This is a genomic window from Photobacterium minamisatsumaniensis (assembly GCF_050336695.1).
In the GTDB taxonomy this organism is placed as follows: Bacteria; Pseudomonadota; Gammaproteobacteria; order Enterobacterales; family Vibrionaceae; genus Photobacterium; species Photobacterium minamisatsumaniensis.
In genome coordinates, this window is the sequence record NZ_JAKJSI010000014.1 from 51,092 (window position 1) to 67,803 (window position 16,712).

Consider the following 16,712-nt stretch of genomic DNA (forward strand, 5'->3'; position numbering starts at 1 on the left):
AAAAAGGCATGCAATGATGATAAAGCCTTGTGGGGGTATCACAATGGTGAAATGCAAAATAAAACGCCGGGCAAGGCCCGGCGTTTTGATTTTAAGCATATCGCACGATATAGCGGTGTGTCTTAGCCAGCAATGTTGTAGAAGGTTGCTGAGCCAGGACCTACTGGGATACCGAATACGAATACCCATAGGTAGAACATCACGCTCCAACCTACAGTGAATACAATCGAGTATGGCAGCATGGTTGAAATCAGTGTACCCAAACCAAGATTCTTCTTGTAGCGGGTCGCAACAGCCAAAATCATACCGAAGTAGCTCATCATAGGTGTGATGATGTTAGTCACCGAATCACCAATACGGTAAGCCGCTTGAATGGTTTCAGGCGCATAGCCAACCAGCATTAGCATTGGTACAAAGATCGGTGCAGTTACCGCCCATTGTGCAGACGCCGAACCCAGCATCAGGTTGATGAAGCCACACATTAGGATGAATGCAAAGAACAGTGCAGGACCCGTTAGGCCGATAGACTGTAGGAAGTCAGCACCACCAACTGCAAAGACTTGGCCGAAGTTTGTCCAGCTAAAGAAAGCAACAAACTGTGCAGCAAAGAAGACCAGTACAATGTACATGCCCATTGAAGACATTGACTTTGACATTGCATCAATCACATCGCGGTCGTTCTTCATGGTGCCAACGACTTTACCGTAGACAAAACCAGGGATAGCGAAGAAAACAAAGATGAATGCCACGATGCCTTTCAGGAATGGTGAGCCTGCCACAAGACCAGTGTCTGGGTGACGTAGGATGCCATTTTCCGGCACGATCGTAAGAGCAAGTAGCGCTGCAACAACGAGTGCTGCTAGGCCGGCCATTTTCAAGCCCTTCTTCTCAAGATCGGTGATCTTACCTAGTTTATCCTTACCAAGATCTTCGCTTGCTTCTTCAGGGTTGTATTTACCCAGTTTTGGCTCAACGATTTTCTCGGTAACGAATGCACCCATGATAGTGATCGCAAATGTTGATGCGAACATGAAGTACCAGTTAGCTTCAGGGCCAACCGAGTAGTTCGGATCAATAATGTGCGCTGCCGTTTGGGTAATACCCGATAGCAGTGGGTCAACAGTACCCAGTAGTAGGTTTGCACTGTAGCCGCCAGATACACCAGCAAAGGCTGCTGCTAGACCTGCAAGAGGGTGTCGGCCTAGAGAGTGGAATAGCATCGCAGCAAGCGGTACTAGAACCACATAACCAAGCTCAGATGCTGTGTTAGAGATAATACCGGCGAAGACGACAACCAGTGTCACCATTCGCGTCGATGCACCCATTACCATTCCACGCATCGCTGAAGATAGCATGCCCGAGTGTTCAGCAATCGCAACACCAAGCATGGCAACCAATACGGTACCAAGTGGTGCAAAGCCTGTGAAGTTCGTAACTAGGTTAGCTACAATTTTCTGTAGGCCTTCAGCGTTGAATAAGCTAACGACATGGATCATGCCATCAGCAGCTCGGCCTGCAGCACCTTCTGGGCGAGGGTCAATAACTGATACGCCAAAGTAACCGGCCACACCTGAAGCGACTAAAACCGCTAAACAGAATAGAGCAAAAAGGGTAATTGGGTGTGGTAGTAGGTTACCTAGCCACTCGACAGTATCTAGAAAACGGGTGAAAACTGTTTTCTTTGGTTGTTGTTGTGTTTGCTGTGAAGCAGGTGATTGCATCACGACCTCCATTTATCGTTTTAATCCCATCAATGGGTACGTCTATTATTTGGAGAAGGTTACGTCATTGTTAATGTCAGAAACAAGATATAATTGTGTCTAAATATGTCATTTGATGGTTTTTTGTCTATTTTTGGTTAATTCTTTGATGTTTAGTTTTGTTTTTGTGATGTTTGACAATCAACTTATCCCTATTTGTTATGTGTGTGGTTGGTTATTGCTCAGCTGTTAACCGAGTTCATAGCACCGCATATCAGGCGATTAGAAAATGAAGCACAAGATAATTGTGCTTTAATTCACAAAATTGAACCTTTGCTTTCTAATAATTTATATTTGATAACGATTTGATAGCTAATTGATAACTTTTTTATGGGCGCGAGTGCTGTTTTCCTACCTCATGAGTGTTTATCCATAGCTAAAATTTATGGTAAGCAAAATAAATTGATATTTTTCATTGATGGGTAGGGGCTATATAGTGCCCAACATCATCAGACGGCCGCTGGTGGGTTCGGTTATTGGCAAAGTCCAATGGCTTCTGTTCTCAGTCTATAAAAGGTGAAACTATGTCTAAGTCTTTGGTTGTAATCACAGGTGCGAGTTCTGGTATTGGTGAAGCGACTGCTCGTACGCTATCTGCACAAGGTCATCCTCTATTATTATTGGCGCGTCGTATTGATCGTCTGACTGCATTAGGTCTACCTAATGCTATGTGCCGTCAGGTAGATGTCACTGATGGTGACGCGGTTTCTGCAGCAATTGAAGAAGCGGAAGCGCAATTTGGCCCTGTTGATTGCCTTGTTAACAATGCAGGTATGATGTTGTTGGGTTTAGCGCACGAACAAGATCCTGCGGAATGGAAGACCATGTTCGATGTGAATGTCTTAGGCCTGCTTAATGGTATTCATGCCGTATTAGCAAAAATGAAAGCACGTAAGGGTGGTACAGTGATTAATATCAGCTCTGTTGCGGGGCGTAAAACATTTCCTAATCATGCCGCTTATTGCGGGACTAAATTTGCAGTACATGCGATTACTGAAAACCTTCGAGAAGAAGTTGCTGATGACAATGTTCGCTTTATTACCATCGCGCCGGGTGCGGTTGACACAGAACTGTTAAGCCATACATCAAGTGACGATATTAAAGCGGGTTATGAAGAGTGGAAAGAAGGCATGGGTGGGGTGATTGCACCTCAAGATATTGCTAACGCGATTAATTATGCTTATCAGCAGCCACAGCACCTGTGTATCCGTGAGATTGTTCTGGCTGCGACTCGCCAGCAACCATAGGCAGATATTTACTCTGCCACATAAAGATCATTAAATACAATAATCTATTTTATTGTTCCTTATGAGATAAAGCCGCTGTCTTCCTTTTATGGTGACAGTGGCTATTGCTATATTGAACTCAAAACGTGGTTATCGTTTAGGGGGATGTGTGCGAGAGAAGGTTGTTTTTTTTGATGTGCTACGCTGTGTGGCGGCTGTTGCCGTTGTCGTTATTCATGTACTTGGCCCATACCGAGAGTTATTTGGTGACATTTCAAGTAGTAGCTGGATAACCGCAACGACCTTTAATAGCTTTAGCCGTTGGGCCGTTCCCATCTTTATTATGATAACCGGGGCATTGATGCTGACGGATAAGCGTCCGTTTGAACTGAAATATTACATCCAAAGGCGATTGGGTAAAGTCCTGCTTCCATTTATTGTCTGGTCAATTTTTTATGCGGTATTGTCAGGGTTGCTACCGACAGGGTATTCAATGGATGTGGCTTGGGAGACTCTGAAGGCATTACCTGTTCATGAAACCTACTATCACCTTGGTTTCTTTTATTACTTTATCCCTCTTTATTTTGTCATCCCTTTCTTCCGCTATTTTGTTCAGCGTTATGATCGCACTGCGGTTATTGCCCTAACATCTGTCTGGCTAGTGATGACGACGTTATTTTTATTTCATATTGATGGGCCTTGGAGCTATGAATTTATTTTATATAGCGGTTACCTAGTCTTTGGCTATAGCTTATACCAGCTAAAATGGCCCACGTTGAAGTGGTTATTGCCACTCGGAGCTATTGGACTATTGTTGACAGATTACATGGTCATTAGCCAGACATTTGCATTTGATGAATATACCGTTGGCCGTTGGATGTCGTATAAAACGCTCAATACTGCCCTCATTGCGGCAATGATTTTTTCTCTTGGACGTTATGTTGCGGATAAAATCAATGAAAAATGGCTTGAACGATTAGCCTTTATGAGCCGCTATAGCTTAGGTATTTACTTATTACATCCAATCTTTTTATGGCCAGTTCGGGCCTTTGACTGGTACTTCTTTCATCCTATTATCATGATCCCGTTTTGGACCGTGGTGATCACCGGCTTGGCACTCGGGGCGAGTTGGCTATTGGCGAAGAACCCCAAAACGGCATGGCTGGTACCGTAGTGGGGACTGGTGAGATTTCTTTGATGTTAATTTCGCTGAAGAGCAAAGTGTAAGAAAGTCACCCCTTTGTAGGTCATGACCCCACTATCGCCTGGGTTGAGTGCGTGATAGTAGTGGACCCCAACCATAAATTCGCGTTTAGGGCCGCCTTTTGTTGGCTGAACGTAAACCCAGTACTCTTCATCGTCTTCACCGGGTTTGGTACCAATGACTGCGACACTTTGTTTGTCGAGGATCTGTACCTCTATTTTTTTCTCTGGTGCATTCTCACCGAGTACATGGTGACGATAGAAACGTACATAATAAAGAATAGCGGCAACCAATAAAGCGAAAATAGCCAAGACAATCCATGTTGGCATTGGCGTCCTCCTTGATACTTGAAAATCGTGTAAACGCCATTATTCAAGATGAAAGCAAGATAGAATACTACTGTGCTGATAAACCGTGATCTTGGCTGGGAATTGATGAACAAGTATGTCCAGGTAGATTACCCAGATGCCTTTTGGCGATATCAATTCAGTGAGGAAATGTAAAACACTGTCTCTTTGCTTTGTTTTATTGCCAACTCGCGGTAAGTTAAAGAAAGGTAAAAAAGGAATCGTTATTTATGGCAAACATTGAGTTAGTGGTAACGCGCTCAAGGCGTATTGAACACTTACTGCGAGAACATTATCACGCTGAAGGCAAAGGTTTGCACCAGCTGATCACCAGTTGTGAAGAGCGCTTGCCGCATGAAATCATTCCGACGTTACGCTTTGTTGCGTCAATACGTAATAAAACGGTGCATGAAGAAGGCTATAAGTTAGATGACAAGAAAGGCTTTATTGCCGCTTGCAAGGCTTGCGAACAAGAATTGACGCCAAGAAGCGGTCGCTTTGTTTGGACGGCTGCGGCGGTATTAGTCATTGGTGTCACAGCATTGGCGATTTGGTTTTATTCTGAGCATTGGCACCGGATAAATCTCACCCCTTAGTCAATGAGGGAACGAGATAGAATGACATAAAAAAAAGGTGCCATAGGCACCTTTTTTTTATGAATTTTTTTTACTTAATAAATCACTGGCAGCGTCATTAAGCCGACAACTACTGCGATCATCATAAGTCCCTGTTTTTGTGAGGTGGTGAACATAGTGAGGCTCCTAATTAAGCTGCTAGAAAGATGATGTCAATAAGAATAGCATTATTTTAACCAGTTAATCAAGTTGAATTGTCATATTCTTGTCATAAAAATAATTTATGGAGGGCTGTAATGGTGCGTTTTGCCATTTTAAACTGTGTTTTATTGGGTTGTTGTTTTTTTGTTCTTAAGTAATTTTTGGTCAATTACATGTATTTATACCATTGTTTTTTATGGTTTTTTTTATTAACTTAGAATAGTGATTTTAAACTTTACTTTAGCTTAAGTGTAGATAGTTATAAAAATCTAGCTTAGAGGGTGTGTGGCGGTGTTAGGTCTATAAAAGAAGCTCTGGAAATTTTACGGTAATGCGTGTATCCCTGTAGCCCATAGACTAAATGCATAAAATTCTATTTTGTTTAGGCAATAGGGGCTGATGATAGTGATTTGGTGTTTTTATCTACTGGATCTCTTTTGTGATTGGTAATGCTGATTTTTCTGGTGTAATCACCTGTTTTCAGTCACTTTTTTGTTTTTATTTAATGCTTGAATGGTGGGCTGTATTGGTGTTTTTTATGTTATTTTGATGATGAATTGAATTATTCACTAGCCAACAACATGCCAAACGATTGCTTTTTGTTTTTATCATAATAAAGAAGATGTTCGTGATTGCCCCTCAGGAGACGAGGATAAAAGGAAGGATAAAATTAATATGATTGGGAGCCAGTTATTGATGTCACTTGCTAGACAATCGGTAATGACTTTCTAAACTATGCTTTCCTCTGGATGACAAAGGGTTGCTCAGTTTGGTGTTTATAACAATAACGGTGAAACTATGTGGGTTTGGTTAGCCATCTCTCTGTCTGCTCTTGTACATATTACGGCTTCTTATTATGGGCCTAAGTGGCAATTTTATTTATTTAAACCTTTCACGATGTTGTTGTTACTCATTGTGGCATGGCGTGCTGAATTTGAAGGCTTATACCATAATGCACTAATCGTCGGCCTTGTATTGTCACTGGTTGGTGATATTTTGCTAATGCTGCCTAAAGATCGTTTTATTCCGGGGCTTATGAGTTTTCTATTTGCCCACATTGCCTATTCTATTGGCTTCTGGAGTCAGCTTGATGGAGGTATGGTTTGGTGGCTACCAGCTATGCTTGCGGCTGCAGGGGTGATTGTTTTTCTTCTGTTGCTTCCGTCCCTTGGGGCGATGATGTTACCTGTCGCTTTGTATATTGCCGTGATTGTACAAATGGGTTGGGCTGCCGGTGAGTTTTGGCTCACATCTGGTACGACGGCGGCTTTATTGGCTTTCTGTGGGGCACTCATCTTTATCGTGTCAGATCTTTGCCTCGCGATTGATCGCTTCCGTGGGCCATTTAAATCCTCAACGGTTATGGTAATGGGAAGCTATTTTGCTGCTCAATCATTGTTTGTTGCTAGTTTGCTTGGTTAGTAAGAACTGATCGCCTCTATTGAGGAGGGGATTTCTTATGTTGTGCAGGCCGTGATCTCAATGACAGGAGACATACATGTCATCAGATAAATGGTATCAGGTGTATACAGCGATCAATGCGTTAGAAGCACATTGTGTTAAAGGCATGCTCGAAAGTGAAGGCATTGATGTTCAACTGCGAGGTGAAGGACTGTCTGCCGCGGCAGGCGAGCTTCCGATGGAAGTGGTTGAAGTAACATTGTGGGTTGATAGCGATCAGTATACTCAGGCGAAATATCTGATCAGTCACTATGAGAAAAGCGATCATCCACAATGGTATTGTCATCAGTGCGGTGAGTTAAATGAAGGGCAGTTTGAGCTGTGCTGGCAGTGCGGACAAGCGGGTGATTCGACGAACAGACAATAACATACATTTAAAATGCAATTTATTGTCTTACGTCAACAAGAAGAGCCGCAAGATTTCTTACACTATGGCAATTGACTGATACTGTGAGAACGACTGTTATGACCCAGATCCATGCCCATACTGTGTTGAATATGCTGCTAGCTGATGATGCGACCTATACCATAGCAAGCCTAAAGCAGGCTGTGGAGACCGAATACGGTGAAGAAGTTCGTTTCCATACTTGCAGTCAACAAGATCTAACGTTTGATGCTTTGTTGTCTTTCTTTCTCGAACGCCGCAAAGTTATTCAAGACGGTGAGTGCATTGTAGCGAATCGTGAGCGTATGTGTAGCCACTAAGTATCAATGCTTTAGTGAGACTGATCGCTGCGATAGCAAATAAAAAACGAGGCCATTAAGAGCCTCGTTTTTTTATTTTTACATCATGTGTTTACGGCGGATATCGAGTAAAGCAAAGATACCAAAAATCAAGATTGACCATTTCTCCCACCGCGACATCGTGATTTTATCGCCAAAGGCACCAATAAAAATCAGCATTTGTAGGCCATGCATCATGAATAAAAAAGCGGTCATAATGTATAGCGCCATTGCGGCAACGCCAGGAAATGGATTGAAAATATTAAACAATAGGACGAGCCAAACAAAGCCAATGGCCGCTTTGGCGAGTAATATTAATGCTTTCATGCTTCTTCTCTTTCAAATAAACGGTAACAAACCTGTCCGGCTGTTTTTTCCTTGTTCATATACCAGTTCTCTGGAGTACTTAGCTCTCCGAGCTCTTTCTCTGCTTCAATGTAAATAACAGCGTGTGGTGTTAGCCAGTTATTTTTTTCCAGCAAGGCAAAAACCTCTGGTAGTAGGTTTTTGCGAAATGGTGGATCAATAAAAACAATATCACAAGGTGTGCCTGGTTGTTTTAGAAATGCCAAGCTATCCATATTGTGTACTTTTGCATTATCAGCACCAATCATAACTCGGTTTTTTTCCAGTTGCTCAGCAGCCTTTTTATCCAGTTCAAGCATAGTGACATGGCTTGCACCACGTGACAGGGCTTCGAAACTTAAGCTACCACTACCAGTAAAGAGATCGAGGCAATTGGCCTCAAACAAGTCTTGAGCCAACCAGTTAAAGACAGTTTCTTTCACACGATCGGTTGTTGGTCGAAGACCTTCGACATCATGAACGGGTAATTTACGCCCACGCCAGCGTCCGCTGATGATCCTTACGAACCCTTCTCGGCGATTATTTGGCATATTTTGGCCTGTTTGTTGTTTGCGTCTCGTCATAGATTTCTTCGACCGTTTAGAAAATGATAGTATACCCAAACCACCTTAAGATGCGCGATTTAGGAAACCTCTTAAGGTATACACTTGTTTTTAAGCTGCAAATTGTACCAATCAAGCCCTAGGATTTGCCAATGGCAGAAAAAAAGAAACGCGGATTATTTTCGTGGCTGGGTTTTGGCTCTGAAGAGCAAACCGAGCAAACCGAACAAAAGAACACTCATACTGATGCGGACGTAGCGAAAGCGACGACCGAGGCAGAAGCGGAAGCTGTGGCGAAAGCAGCAGCCGAGGCAGAAGCGGAAGCTGTGGCGAAAGCAGCAGCCGAGGCAGAAGCGGAAGCTGTGGCGAAAGCAGCGGCCGAGGCAGAAGCGGAAGCTGTGGCGAAAGCAGCAGCCGAGGCAGAAGCGGAAGCTGTGGCGAAAGCAGCGGCCGAGGCAGAAGCGGAAGCTGTGGCGAAAGCAGCAGCCGAGGCAGAAGCGGAAGCTGTAGCGAAAGCAGCAGAGGCCGAAATTGATCCAGCCATCAGCAATGACGACGTTGTTGAGCAAGAAAAACCAAAAAGCGAAGGTTTTTTTGCCCGTTTGATGAATGGCCTAAAAAGAACTAAAACTAATTTTGGTTCTGGTTTTATGGGGCTATTTCGCGGGAAGAAAATTGATGATGAGCTGTTTGAAGAGCTGGAAGAGCAACTATTGGTTGCTGATGTCGGCATGGATACCACGCTAAAAATCATTGAAAACCTGACCGACAAAGCAAGCCGTAAAGACATGCAAGACGGTGAAGCGCTGTATGGCTTATTGAAAGATGAATTGGGTGAGATGCTGGCAAAAGTTGAACAACCTTTGGTTGTTGATACCAGCAAGAAGCCGTTTGTTATTTTAATGGTTGGCGTAAACGGGGTGGGCAAAACAACCACTATCGGTAAGCTGGCGAAGCAGTTCCAGAATGAAGGTAAGTCTGTCATGCTGGCTGCCGGAGATACGTTCCGCGCAGCAGCCGTTGAACAGCTTCAAGTTTGGGGTGAGCGAAATAACGTCCCAGTTGTTGCCCAGCATACCGGTGCTGACAGCGCGTCTGTGATTTTCGATGCGATTGAATCGGCAAAAGCAAAAAATGTGGATGTCGTGATTGCTGATACCGCTGGTCGTCTGCAAAATAAAGGCAATCTGATGGAAGAGCTGCGCAAAATTGTGCGAGTGATGAAGAAGGTTGATCCTGAAGCGCCGCATGAAATTATGCTCACCGTCGATGCCGGCACGGGTCAAAATGCCATTAGCCAAGCAAAACTGTTTAGTGATGTTGCGCCAGTCACGGGGATCACCCTGACGAAACTCGATGGCACGGCAAAGGGTGGCGTTATATTTGCCATAGCAGATAAATTTACTATCCCAATCCGCTATATCGGCATTGGTGAAGGGATTGAAGACCTACGTCCTTTTGCTGCCGATGAGTTTATTGAAGCGTTATTTAGCGACGAGGAATAAATCGTGATTCGGTTTCAGCAGGTAAGTAAAGCTTATCGAGGTGGGCGTCAGGCCCTGCAAAAAGTAGATTTTCATCTGCAACCCGCAGATATGGCGTTTTTAACTGGGCATTCAGGTGCAGGTAAAAGCACCCTGCTGAAACTGATTTGTGCGATTGAGCGTCCAAGTGACGGTAAAATTTGGTTCAACGGTCACGATGTTACTCGGATCGGCAATAAGCAGATCCCTTTTTTACGACGTAATATTGGCATTATCTTTCAAGATCATAAATTGCTCATGAATCGCAGCATTTATGACAATGTTGCGATGCCATTACGGATCGAACAGGCAACAGAGAATGATATTAAGCGGCGGGTATCGGCCGCACTTGATAAAGTCGGTTTACTGGATAAAGCCCGTTATTTGCCTATCCAACTTTCAGGGGGAGAGCAACAACGAGTCGGCATTGCCCGCGCGATTGTTAACAAGCCACTCCTCCTATTAGCCGATGAACCTACGGGTAATTTGGATGCTGCTTTATCTAATCAAATTATGAGTTTATTCGAAGAGTTTAATCGAGTAGGGGTGACCGTATTAATGGCAACCCATGACACCTCGTTGTTAACAACTCATAACTATCGCCGACTGGACCTACATCAGGGAATGCTAAGGGAGATCGCCCGTGGCGCGTAACAAAACTGGTTTTTTCAGCTTGCATAAACAGCAATGTAAGCAAGCACTAACTGATATGTTTCGTCGGCCATTAGGCAATGTTTTAACCCTCGCGGTTTTAGCCTTTGCATTGACCTTGCCGGCGAGTTTCTATCTGTTTTCAAAGAACATTACCTTCGTTGCTCAAGTATGGCAAAGCCCTACGCAATTAACCCTGTACTTAGAGCAGGGAACGACAGAGACCATTGCTAACAGCGTGCGTGATCAGCTAACGAGCCGTACAGAAGTGGCATCGGTTGAATACATTTCCCCTCAACAAGGCCTTGCTGAGTTTAGACAGCAAGCTGGTTTCGACCAAGCACTGAGTTTGTTAGATGATAACCCCTTGCCAGCAGTACTTATTGTTCGTCCTGAAGAAGCATGGCAAACCAGTGATAAAGCCAGTCAACTGGCGGCAAAACTGCGTCTCGAAACAGCGGTGGAAGAAGTCAGGTTAGACAGTGATTGGTTGCAGCGCCTCGACGCGATTAAGCAATTGGCGACAACCTTAGCAATGCTCATTTCTGGTTTGATGCTTTTTGCTGTTTTCTTAATTGTAGGCAATACGTTACGCCTTCAAGTGCTCAACCAAAAAGATGAAATTCAGGTCATGAAACTGGTCGGGGCTACCGATAGTTTTATACTCCGCCCCTACCTATATACAGGGGCATGGTATGGCATGATCGGTGGTACGGGGGCATGGATTTTAACGGCATTAGTCACAGTACTGCTTGATGGTGCGGTGGCAACGCTTGCTGATTTATATGAAAGCCAGTTCCGTTTGGTCGGGCTAAGCTGGGATGAAACCATGATCTTGTTAATGATCTCGGTATTCCTTGGTTTATTGGCTGCGCGTCTTTCTGCAGGACGCCACCTAAAAGAAATTGAACCTATCTGACGTTTTTCGTTCTATAAATAGTGTAAATTACGCCACCGACTTGCAATGATGTTCACTTTCGGGGCATTATTGCGGGTTCTAGCAATTTCGCTTTGGTACAAAAAACACACGGGGTTTGTTGAATGGCACAAGAGATGACTTCAATGGCTTTAGTTTCTGCTGATAGTCTGGATAGTTATATCCAGAGCGTTAACGGCTATCCAATGCTGTCAGCGGAGCGGGAACGCGAGTTAGCTGAGCGTCTTCACTTTGATGGTGATATTAACTCAGCGAAAGCAATGGTAATGTCACACTTACGCTTTGTTGTGCATGTTGCACGCGGCTATTCTGGTTATGGCCTGCCGATGGCTGATTTGGTTCAAGAAGGTAATATTGGACTAATGAAGGCAGTTAAGCGCTTCAACCCAGAAGTTGGCGTTCGTTTGGTATCGTTTGCTGTTCATTGGATCAAAGCTGAAATTCACGAATATGTGTTACGTAACTGGCGTATTGTGAAAGTTGCGACTACCAAGGCACAACGTAAATTATTTTTCAATTTACGTAAGTCGAAAAAACGGCTTGGCTGGTTTAACAACGCTGAAGTCGAGATGGTTGCAGAGCAACTCGGTGTCGATGCCAGTGATGTGCGGGAAATGGAATCGCGTTTGGCGGCCCAAGATCCTGCCTTTGAAATGCCATCAGAAGATGATGATCGTGACAATAGCTATACAGCGCCCGTTTATTTCCTTGAAGATAAATCTTCAGATGTGGCATTGGGCTACGAAGAAAGTAATTGGGAAAGTCATGCAAATAACCGCCTATCAACTGCGTTAGCTGGGCTTGATGAGCGTAGCCAGCATATTGTTCGTTCTCGCTGGCTTGAAGATAACAAATCCACATTGCAGGAACTGGCTGATCACTATGGTGTATCCGCAGAGAGGATCCGCCAGTTAGAAAAAAATGCGATGAAAAAGCTGAAAGAAGCGGTGGGTGATACGCTCTAGGATCGTTGAAAACTATCCACAAATTCAATTTCAAAAAAACCAGCCATTGGCTGGTTTTTTTATGCTTAAAATCTGAGAGATAGTTCACAGAATAGGTGCTACTGAGGATATCTCATGGGTTTTATCCACAGCTTTTATTATGATCCTAACTACATATAGTGGATCCTTTTTTGCAGAAACACATTATCAACGCAATCCACAGCTTTTTCCACAGCTGGTTGAAAATTGAACGCTGCAGTTTGTGCCGTGATTATCTCGATAACATAAGCCTTGCCCTGACTGGCTTTGAGCAGTATGTTCAGGAAAGGATTAACCCATACATTCTCGATGGGGTTGTGAGTAACTTGGTGGGGTACAATAGAAGTAAGCCTGAATGGATGCCCGATCTTAAAAGCGGACGATCGTCACGTTTTGACCATCAGAAGGATCGTAGCGTTTGATCACAATAATAGAGAGTCAGTACCGAAATGGATCAGTTTGAACATATTAGCGCCGAGAAGGCGTACGAATTACTTTGCCAACAAACCTCAAATGCCGTGCTGGTCGATATACGAGACCCGCAATCACACACCTTGGCTCACCCTGAAGGTGCCTTTCACCTAACCAATGATACAATGGTCGCCTTTATGGATGAGGTGGATTTTGAGCAGCCTGTTATCGTGATGTGCTATCACGGTATTAGTAGTCAAGGTGCGGCACAATACCTTATCAACCAAGGGTATGACTGTGTTTACAGTCTTGATGGCGGTTTTGATGCTTGGAAGCGCCAATCATACCCATGTATTCAAGCCGCTTAGGGGAGTAGGCCTTGCCTGTTACTCTTGGCGTCATATAGACCGACCCAGTGGAGAGTGGAATGCAGCGCTTAGCCGGATTAAGTAACCCGCGTCAGGCACAGGCTTTTATTGATTATATGGCCTCAAGGGGGATCGCTTTGAGCCTTGCGCCAGAACCTGAAGGGCGCTTTGCAATTTGGCTCGAAAATAGTGAGAACTTCGTTGAGGCCGAGGCCGAACTTCACTTGTTTTTAGCTGACCCTAGTGCAACTAAGTATCAAGCCGCCTCGTGGGAGGTTGCAGAAAGCCGTACTGCTCAATTTTATTACAATAACCCAAACCTCCTGAAATTAGTGAAATCACAGGCGGGGCCATTTACCCTGATGGTAATGGCCGTATCGATAATTATCTATGTGTTATGGCTATTGGGAATGCGAGAGTCAATCTTTTCCCTGATGCATTTTCCGGCAATGAATGGTGATCAGTGGCAACTTTGGCGCTTTTTCTCCCATGCATTGATCCACTTTTCCACCATGCATATTGTGTTTAACTGCCTATGGTGGTGGATTTTGGGTGGTCAGTTAGAGCAACACAGTGGCGTTGCTAAATTGGTGCAGGTGTTTTTGATCTCCGCGCTGGTTTCTGGCTTTGCTCAATTCTGGTTGAGTGAGCCGGCCTCAAGCATTTACTTTGGTGGCTTATCTGGGGTTGTATATGCCTTAATGGGTTACATTTGGTGGATGGGCTGGTTAAACCCGCAACAAGGGTTGTCACTACCTCGCCCTTATGTCGCTTTCATGTTGGCTTGGCTCGTGATTGGCTTTGTTCAACCCTTTATGGCGATTGCGAACATGGCACACCTGTTTGGACTACTCAGTGGCTGCGGTTTAGCCTTGTTTAACGTTAAGGCCCGCCCTTCATCGTAAGACTTATTCCGATTCATGGAAGGTGAACGCAGACTCTGCGTTCACCTTTTTTGTTTATATGTCGTCACTGATCAAGTATTTAGATAAAAAGCTGTAAAACCGTCCTTTATCCTAGTGAATATCTCTGCATATTTGATTCTATTCACATTTAATTACCTTTTTTAGAGCAATAATTTGCGTTCACTGCGCAATATTGGTTATTTTCGCTCACCTTGCGCTCGTTTGAACAAAATAACGTATAAACAATATAAAAAAGGAACATCATATGTTTGGTATTTTTACACCAGCTATGCATCGGGAGCGTCTACCCGATGGGCAGGTGGACTCTACTTACAAACGTCTTCGTTGGCAGCTCTTTATTGGTATTTTCTTTGGTTATGCCGGGTATTACCTTGTTCGTAAAAACTTTAGCTTGGCAATGCCATACCTGATTGAGGAATATGGCTACAGCCGGGGTGATCTTGGCGTGGCACTGGCAGCGGTTTCGATTGCTTATGGCTTATCTAAATTCTTGATGGGGAGTGTTTCGGATCGTTCTAACCCGCGCTACTTTCTCGCCGCGGGTTTAACGATGTCAGCGTTGATTATGCTGTGCTTCGGTTTTATGCCGTGGGCAACGGGCAGCATCGCGGCCATGTTTATTCTATTGTTCCTTAATGGTTGGTTCCAAGGCATGGGTTGGCCTGCTTGCGGCCGAACCATGGTGCATTGGTGGTCACGCAAAGAGCGGGGCGAGGTAGTTTCGGTGTGGAATGTTGCCCATAACGTGGGCGGTGGCTTAATTGGGCCGATGTTCTTACTGGGCCTGTGGGCGTTTAATGATGACTGGCGATCCGCTTTTTATGTACCGGCATTTTTTGCTTTGTTGGTTGCTGCCTTTACCCTGCTAGTCATGCGCGATACTCCCCAATCTTGCGGTCTTCCTGCGATTGAAGAGCATAAAAATGACTATCCGGATAGTTACGATGCATCGCATGAGCAAGAGATGACCGCGAAGGAAATCTTCTTCAAGTATGTGTTTAACAACAAGCTGCTATGGTTTATTGCCATTGCCAATGCCTTTGTTTACCTGATCCGCTATGGCGTTTTGGACTGGGCGCCAGTTTACCTCAGTGAAGTGAAAGACTTCTCGGTTGATAAATCATCATGGGCTTATTTCTTATATGAGTGGGCGGGTATTCCGGGCACGCTATTGTGTGGTTGGATGTCAGATAAATTCTTCAAAGGCCGTCGGGCACCTGCTGGTATCTTGTTCATGGTACTGGTTACGGTGGCTGTTTTGGTTTATTGGTTCAATCCGGCAGGTAATCCAACGGTTGATATGATGGCATTAGTGGCTATCGGCTTCTTGATTTATGGCCCAGTTATGCTGATTGGTTTGTATGCTCTGGAGTTAGCACCGAAAAAAGCGGCAGGTACCGCGGCGGGTTTAACGGGCTTATTTGGTTACCTTGGCGGCGCCGTTGCGGCAAACGCCATCTTGGGTTACACCGTTGACCATTTTGGTTGGGATGGTGGTTTTATGGTGATTACTGCATCATGTGGCTTATCTATTTTCTTCCTTGTTTTAGCCTTGATAGGTGAAAATAAAGTGCATCGCGAGCGCCTTAGTGAGCAAGCACAACAAAATGGATAATTGAAGACGCCATCGTTGGCATCTTTAGGTGGCACTAGGTAATATGCTAAGGCTTCGCAATTGCGGAGCCTTGTTTTTATGCCAGGGTTTTGGATGAAATAGGAGCCGCACCAGCAGTGAAGCAGAGCAAACGCCATCAGGAAATTATTGACCTCGTTAAAACGCAAGGGTATGTCAGCACTGACGATCTCGTTGAGCGTTTTAATGTGAGCCCACAAACTATTCGCCGCGACCTTAATGAGTTGGCTGCTGATAACAAAATTCGCCGTCATCATGGTGGGGCAACGATCCCGTCCAGCTCGGTGAATACATCGTATAGCACACGTAAAGTGATGCAGCTGACGGAAAAAGACAACATTGCCCAAGCAATGGTGCAACATATCCCTGACGGTGCAACATTGTTTATCGATATCGGTACAACACCTGAAGCTGTCGCCCGTGCGTTACTAGAGCATAGTGACTTACGCATTGTGACGAATAACCTTAACGTTGCGAGTATCTTAACGGGAAAAGATGATTTTCGCGTGATCCTTGCCGGCGGTGAAGTACGCAATCGCGACGGCGGTATTGTGGGTGAGGCGACGTTAGATTTTATTTCCCAGTTCCGTTTGGATTTCGGTATTTTGGGGATCAGCGGTATCGATCTTGATGGCTCGCTGCTTGACTTTGATTATCATGAAGTACGGGTAAAGCAGGCGATTATTGAAAATAGCCGTTGCGTTATGTTGGGGGCTGACCATACTAAATTTGGCCGTAATGCGATGGTGAACCTTGGTGATATTAGCCAGGTTGATATGCTGTTTACCAACGCACAGCCACCAGAGCAATTGGCAAAGCGTTTGGCTGAACATGATATCCATACGGAAATTATTCTTTAGTTTTAACGTTAATAA

At 44.5% G+C, this 16,712-nt stretch carries 19 protein-coding genes; 15 read left to right on the forward strand and 4 right to left on the reverse strand.

From position 1 onward, the window contains the following. Positions 1-122 precede the first annotated feature (122 nt). Entirely contained in the window at positions 123-1,721 is a 1,599-nt protein-coding gene (locus L4D78_RS06325; RefSeq protein ID WP_428466128.1) for an AbgT family transporter, read from the reverse strand. Between the two features lie 563 nt (positions 1,722-2,284). On the opposite strand from L4D78_RS06325, the gene L4D78_RS06330 reads away from it, so the two are divergent. Continuing rightward, positions 2,285-3,007: an SDR family oxidoreductase gene (locus tag L4D78_RS06330; protein ID WP_428466129.1), complete on the forward strand. Its 723-nt coding sequence runs from the start codon at positions 2,285-2,287 to the stop codon at positions 3,005-3,007. Between the two features lie 148 nt (positions 3,008-3,155). Continuing rightward, positions 3,156-4,160, forward strand: coding sequence for an acyltransferase (locus L4D78_RS06335; protein ID WP_428466130.1), 1,005 nt, complete (start codon positions 3,156-3,158; stop codon positions 4,158-4,160). 26 nt (positions 4,161-4,186) lie between these two features. Here L4D78_RS06335 and L4D78_RS06340 read toward each other — a convergent pair whose 3' ends face one another. After that, positions 4,187-4,519: a DUF2500 domain-containing protein gene (locus L4D78_RS06340; RefSeq protein ID WP_428466131.1), complete on the reverse strand. Its 333-nt coding sequence runs from the start codon at positions 4,517-4,519 to the stop codon at positions 4,187-4,189. Positions 4,520-4,767: 248 nt separating this feature from the next. Between L4D78_RS06340 and L4D78_RS06345 the strand changes: the two genes are divergently transcribed. The 4 genes from L4D78_RS06345 to L4D78_RS06360 all read left to right on the forward strand — a co-directional run bounded on the left by L4D78_RS06345 (position 4,768) and on the right by L4D78_RS06360 (position 7,479). Beyond that, positions 4,768-5,133 carry a DUF4145 domain-containing protein gene (locus L4D78_RS06345; protein WP_428466132.1) on the forward strand — a complete coding sequence of 122 codons (366 nt, stop codon included), beginning with the start codon at positions 4,768-4,770 and terminating at the stop codon, positions 5,131-5,133. A 978-nt stretch (positions 5,134-6,111) separates the two neighbouring features. Further along, a complete protein-coding gene (locus tag L4D78_RS06350) occupies positions 6,112-6,735 on the forward strand; it encodes a lysoplasmalogenase (protein WP_428466133.1) in 624 nt (207 codons plus the stop codon). A gap of 76 nt (positions 6,736-6,811) precedes the next feature. Then, positions 6,812-7,141 (forward strand): putative signal transducing protein, encoded by a 330-nt coding sequence (locus tag L4D78_RS06355; protein ID WP_428466134.1) that lies wholly within the window; start codon positions 6,812-6,814, stop codon positions 7,139-7,141. A 98-nt stretch (positions 7,142-7,239) separates the two neighbouring features. Then, on the forward strand, positions 7,240-7,479 hold the full coding sequence (locus tag L4D78_RS06360) for a YecH family metal-binding protein (protein ID WP_428466135.1): 240 nt from the start codon (positions 7,240-7,242) through the stop codon (positions 7,477-7,479). Positions 7,480-7,557: 78 nt separating this feature from the next. Here the strand turns inward: L4D78_RS06360 and L4D78_RS06365 are convergent, their stop codons facing one another. Next, on the reverse strand, positions 7,558-7,824 hold the full coding sequence (locus L4D78_RS06365) for a DUF1145 domain-containing protein (RefSeq protein ID WP_428466136.1): 267 nt from the start codon (positions 7,822-7,824) through the stop codon (positions 7,558-7,560). Then, entirely contained in the window at positions 7,821-8,426 is a 606-nt protein-coding gene (gene rsmD / locus L4D78_RS06370; RefSeq protein WP_428466137.1) for a 16S rRNA (guanine(966)-N(2))-methyltransferase RsmD, read from the reverse strand. The genes L4D78_RS06365 and rsmD overlap by 4 nt, the downstream gene beginning before the upstream one ends. A gap of 131 nt (positions 8,427-8,557) precedes the next feature. Here rsmD and ftsY point away from each other — a divergent pair, with 131 nt between their 5' ends. The 9 genes from ftsY to L4D78_RS06415 all read left to right on the forward strand — a co-directional run bounded on the left by ftsY (position 8,558) and on the right by L4D78_RS06415 (position 16,697). Next, on the forward strand, positions 8,558-9,910 hold the full coding sequence (ftsY, locus tag L4D78_RS06375) for a signal recognition particle-docking protein FtsY (RefSeq protein ID WP_428466138.1): 1,353 nt from the start codon (positions 8,558-8,560) through the stop codon (positions 9,908-9,910). 3 nt (positions 9,911-9,913) lie between these two features. Continuing rightward, positions 9,914-10,582, forward strand: coding sequence for a cell division ATP-binding protein FtsE (ftsE, locus tag L4D78_RS06380; RefSeq protein WP_428466139.1), 669 nt, complete (start codon positions 9,914-9,916; stop codon positions 10,580-10,582). Further along, a complete protein-coding gene (ftsX, locus tag L4D78_RS06385) occupies positions 10,572-11,498 on the forward strand; it encodes a permease-like cell division protein FtsX (RefSeq protein WP_428466140.1) in 927 nt (308 codons plus the stop codon). The genes ftsE and ftsX overlap by 11 nt, the downstream gene beginning before the upstream one ends. Positions 11,499-11,620: 122 nt before the next feature. Continuing rightward, positions 11,621-12,481, forward strand: coding sequence for an RNA polymerase sigma factor RpoH (gene rpoH / locus L4D78_RS06390; protein ID WP_428466141.1), 861 nt, complete (start codon positions 11,621-11,623; stop codon positions 12,479-12,481). Positions 12,482-12,651: 170 nt separating this feature from the next. Beyond that, entirely contained in the window at positions 12,652-12,921 is a 270-nt protein-coding gene (locus L4D78_RS06395) for a hypothetical protein (RefSeq protein ID WP_428466142.1), read from the forward strand. A gap of 27 nt (positions 12,922-12,948) precedes the next feature. Then, a complete protein-coding gene (gene glpE, locus L4D78_RS06400) occupies positions 12,949-13,278 on the forward strand; it encodes a thiosulfate sulfurtransferase GlpE (protein ID WP_428466143.1) in 330 nt (109 codons plus the stop codon). 59 nt (positions 13,279-13,337) lie between these two features. Continuing rightward, complete coding sequence (glpG, locus tag L4D78_RS06405; protein WP_428466144.1) at positions 13,338-14,183, forward strand: rhomboid family intramembrane serine protease GlpG; 846 nt, start codon at positions 13,338-13,340, stop codon at positions 14,181-14,183. A gap of 265 nt (positions 14,184-14,448) precedes the next feature. Next, entirely contained in the window at positions 14,449-15,819 is a 1,371-nt protein-coding gene (gene glpT, locus L4D78_RS06410) for a glycerol-3-phosphate transporter (RefSeq protein ID WP_428466145.1), read from the forward strand. 116 nt (positions 15,820-15,935) lie between these two features. Next, positions 15,936-16,697: a DeoR/GlpR family transcriptional regulator gene (locus L4D78_RS06415; RefSeq protein WP_428456555.1), complete on the forward strand. Its 762-nt coding sequence runs from the start codon at positions 15,936-15,938 to the stop codon at positions 16,695-16,697. The last annotated feature ends 15 nt before the right edge of the window (positions 16,698-16,712 follow it).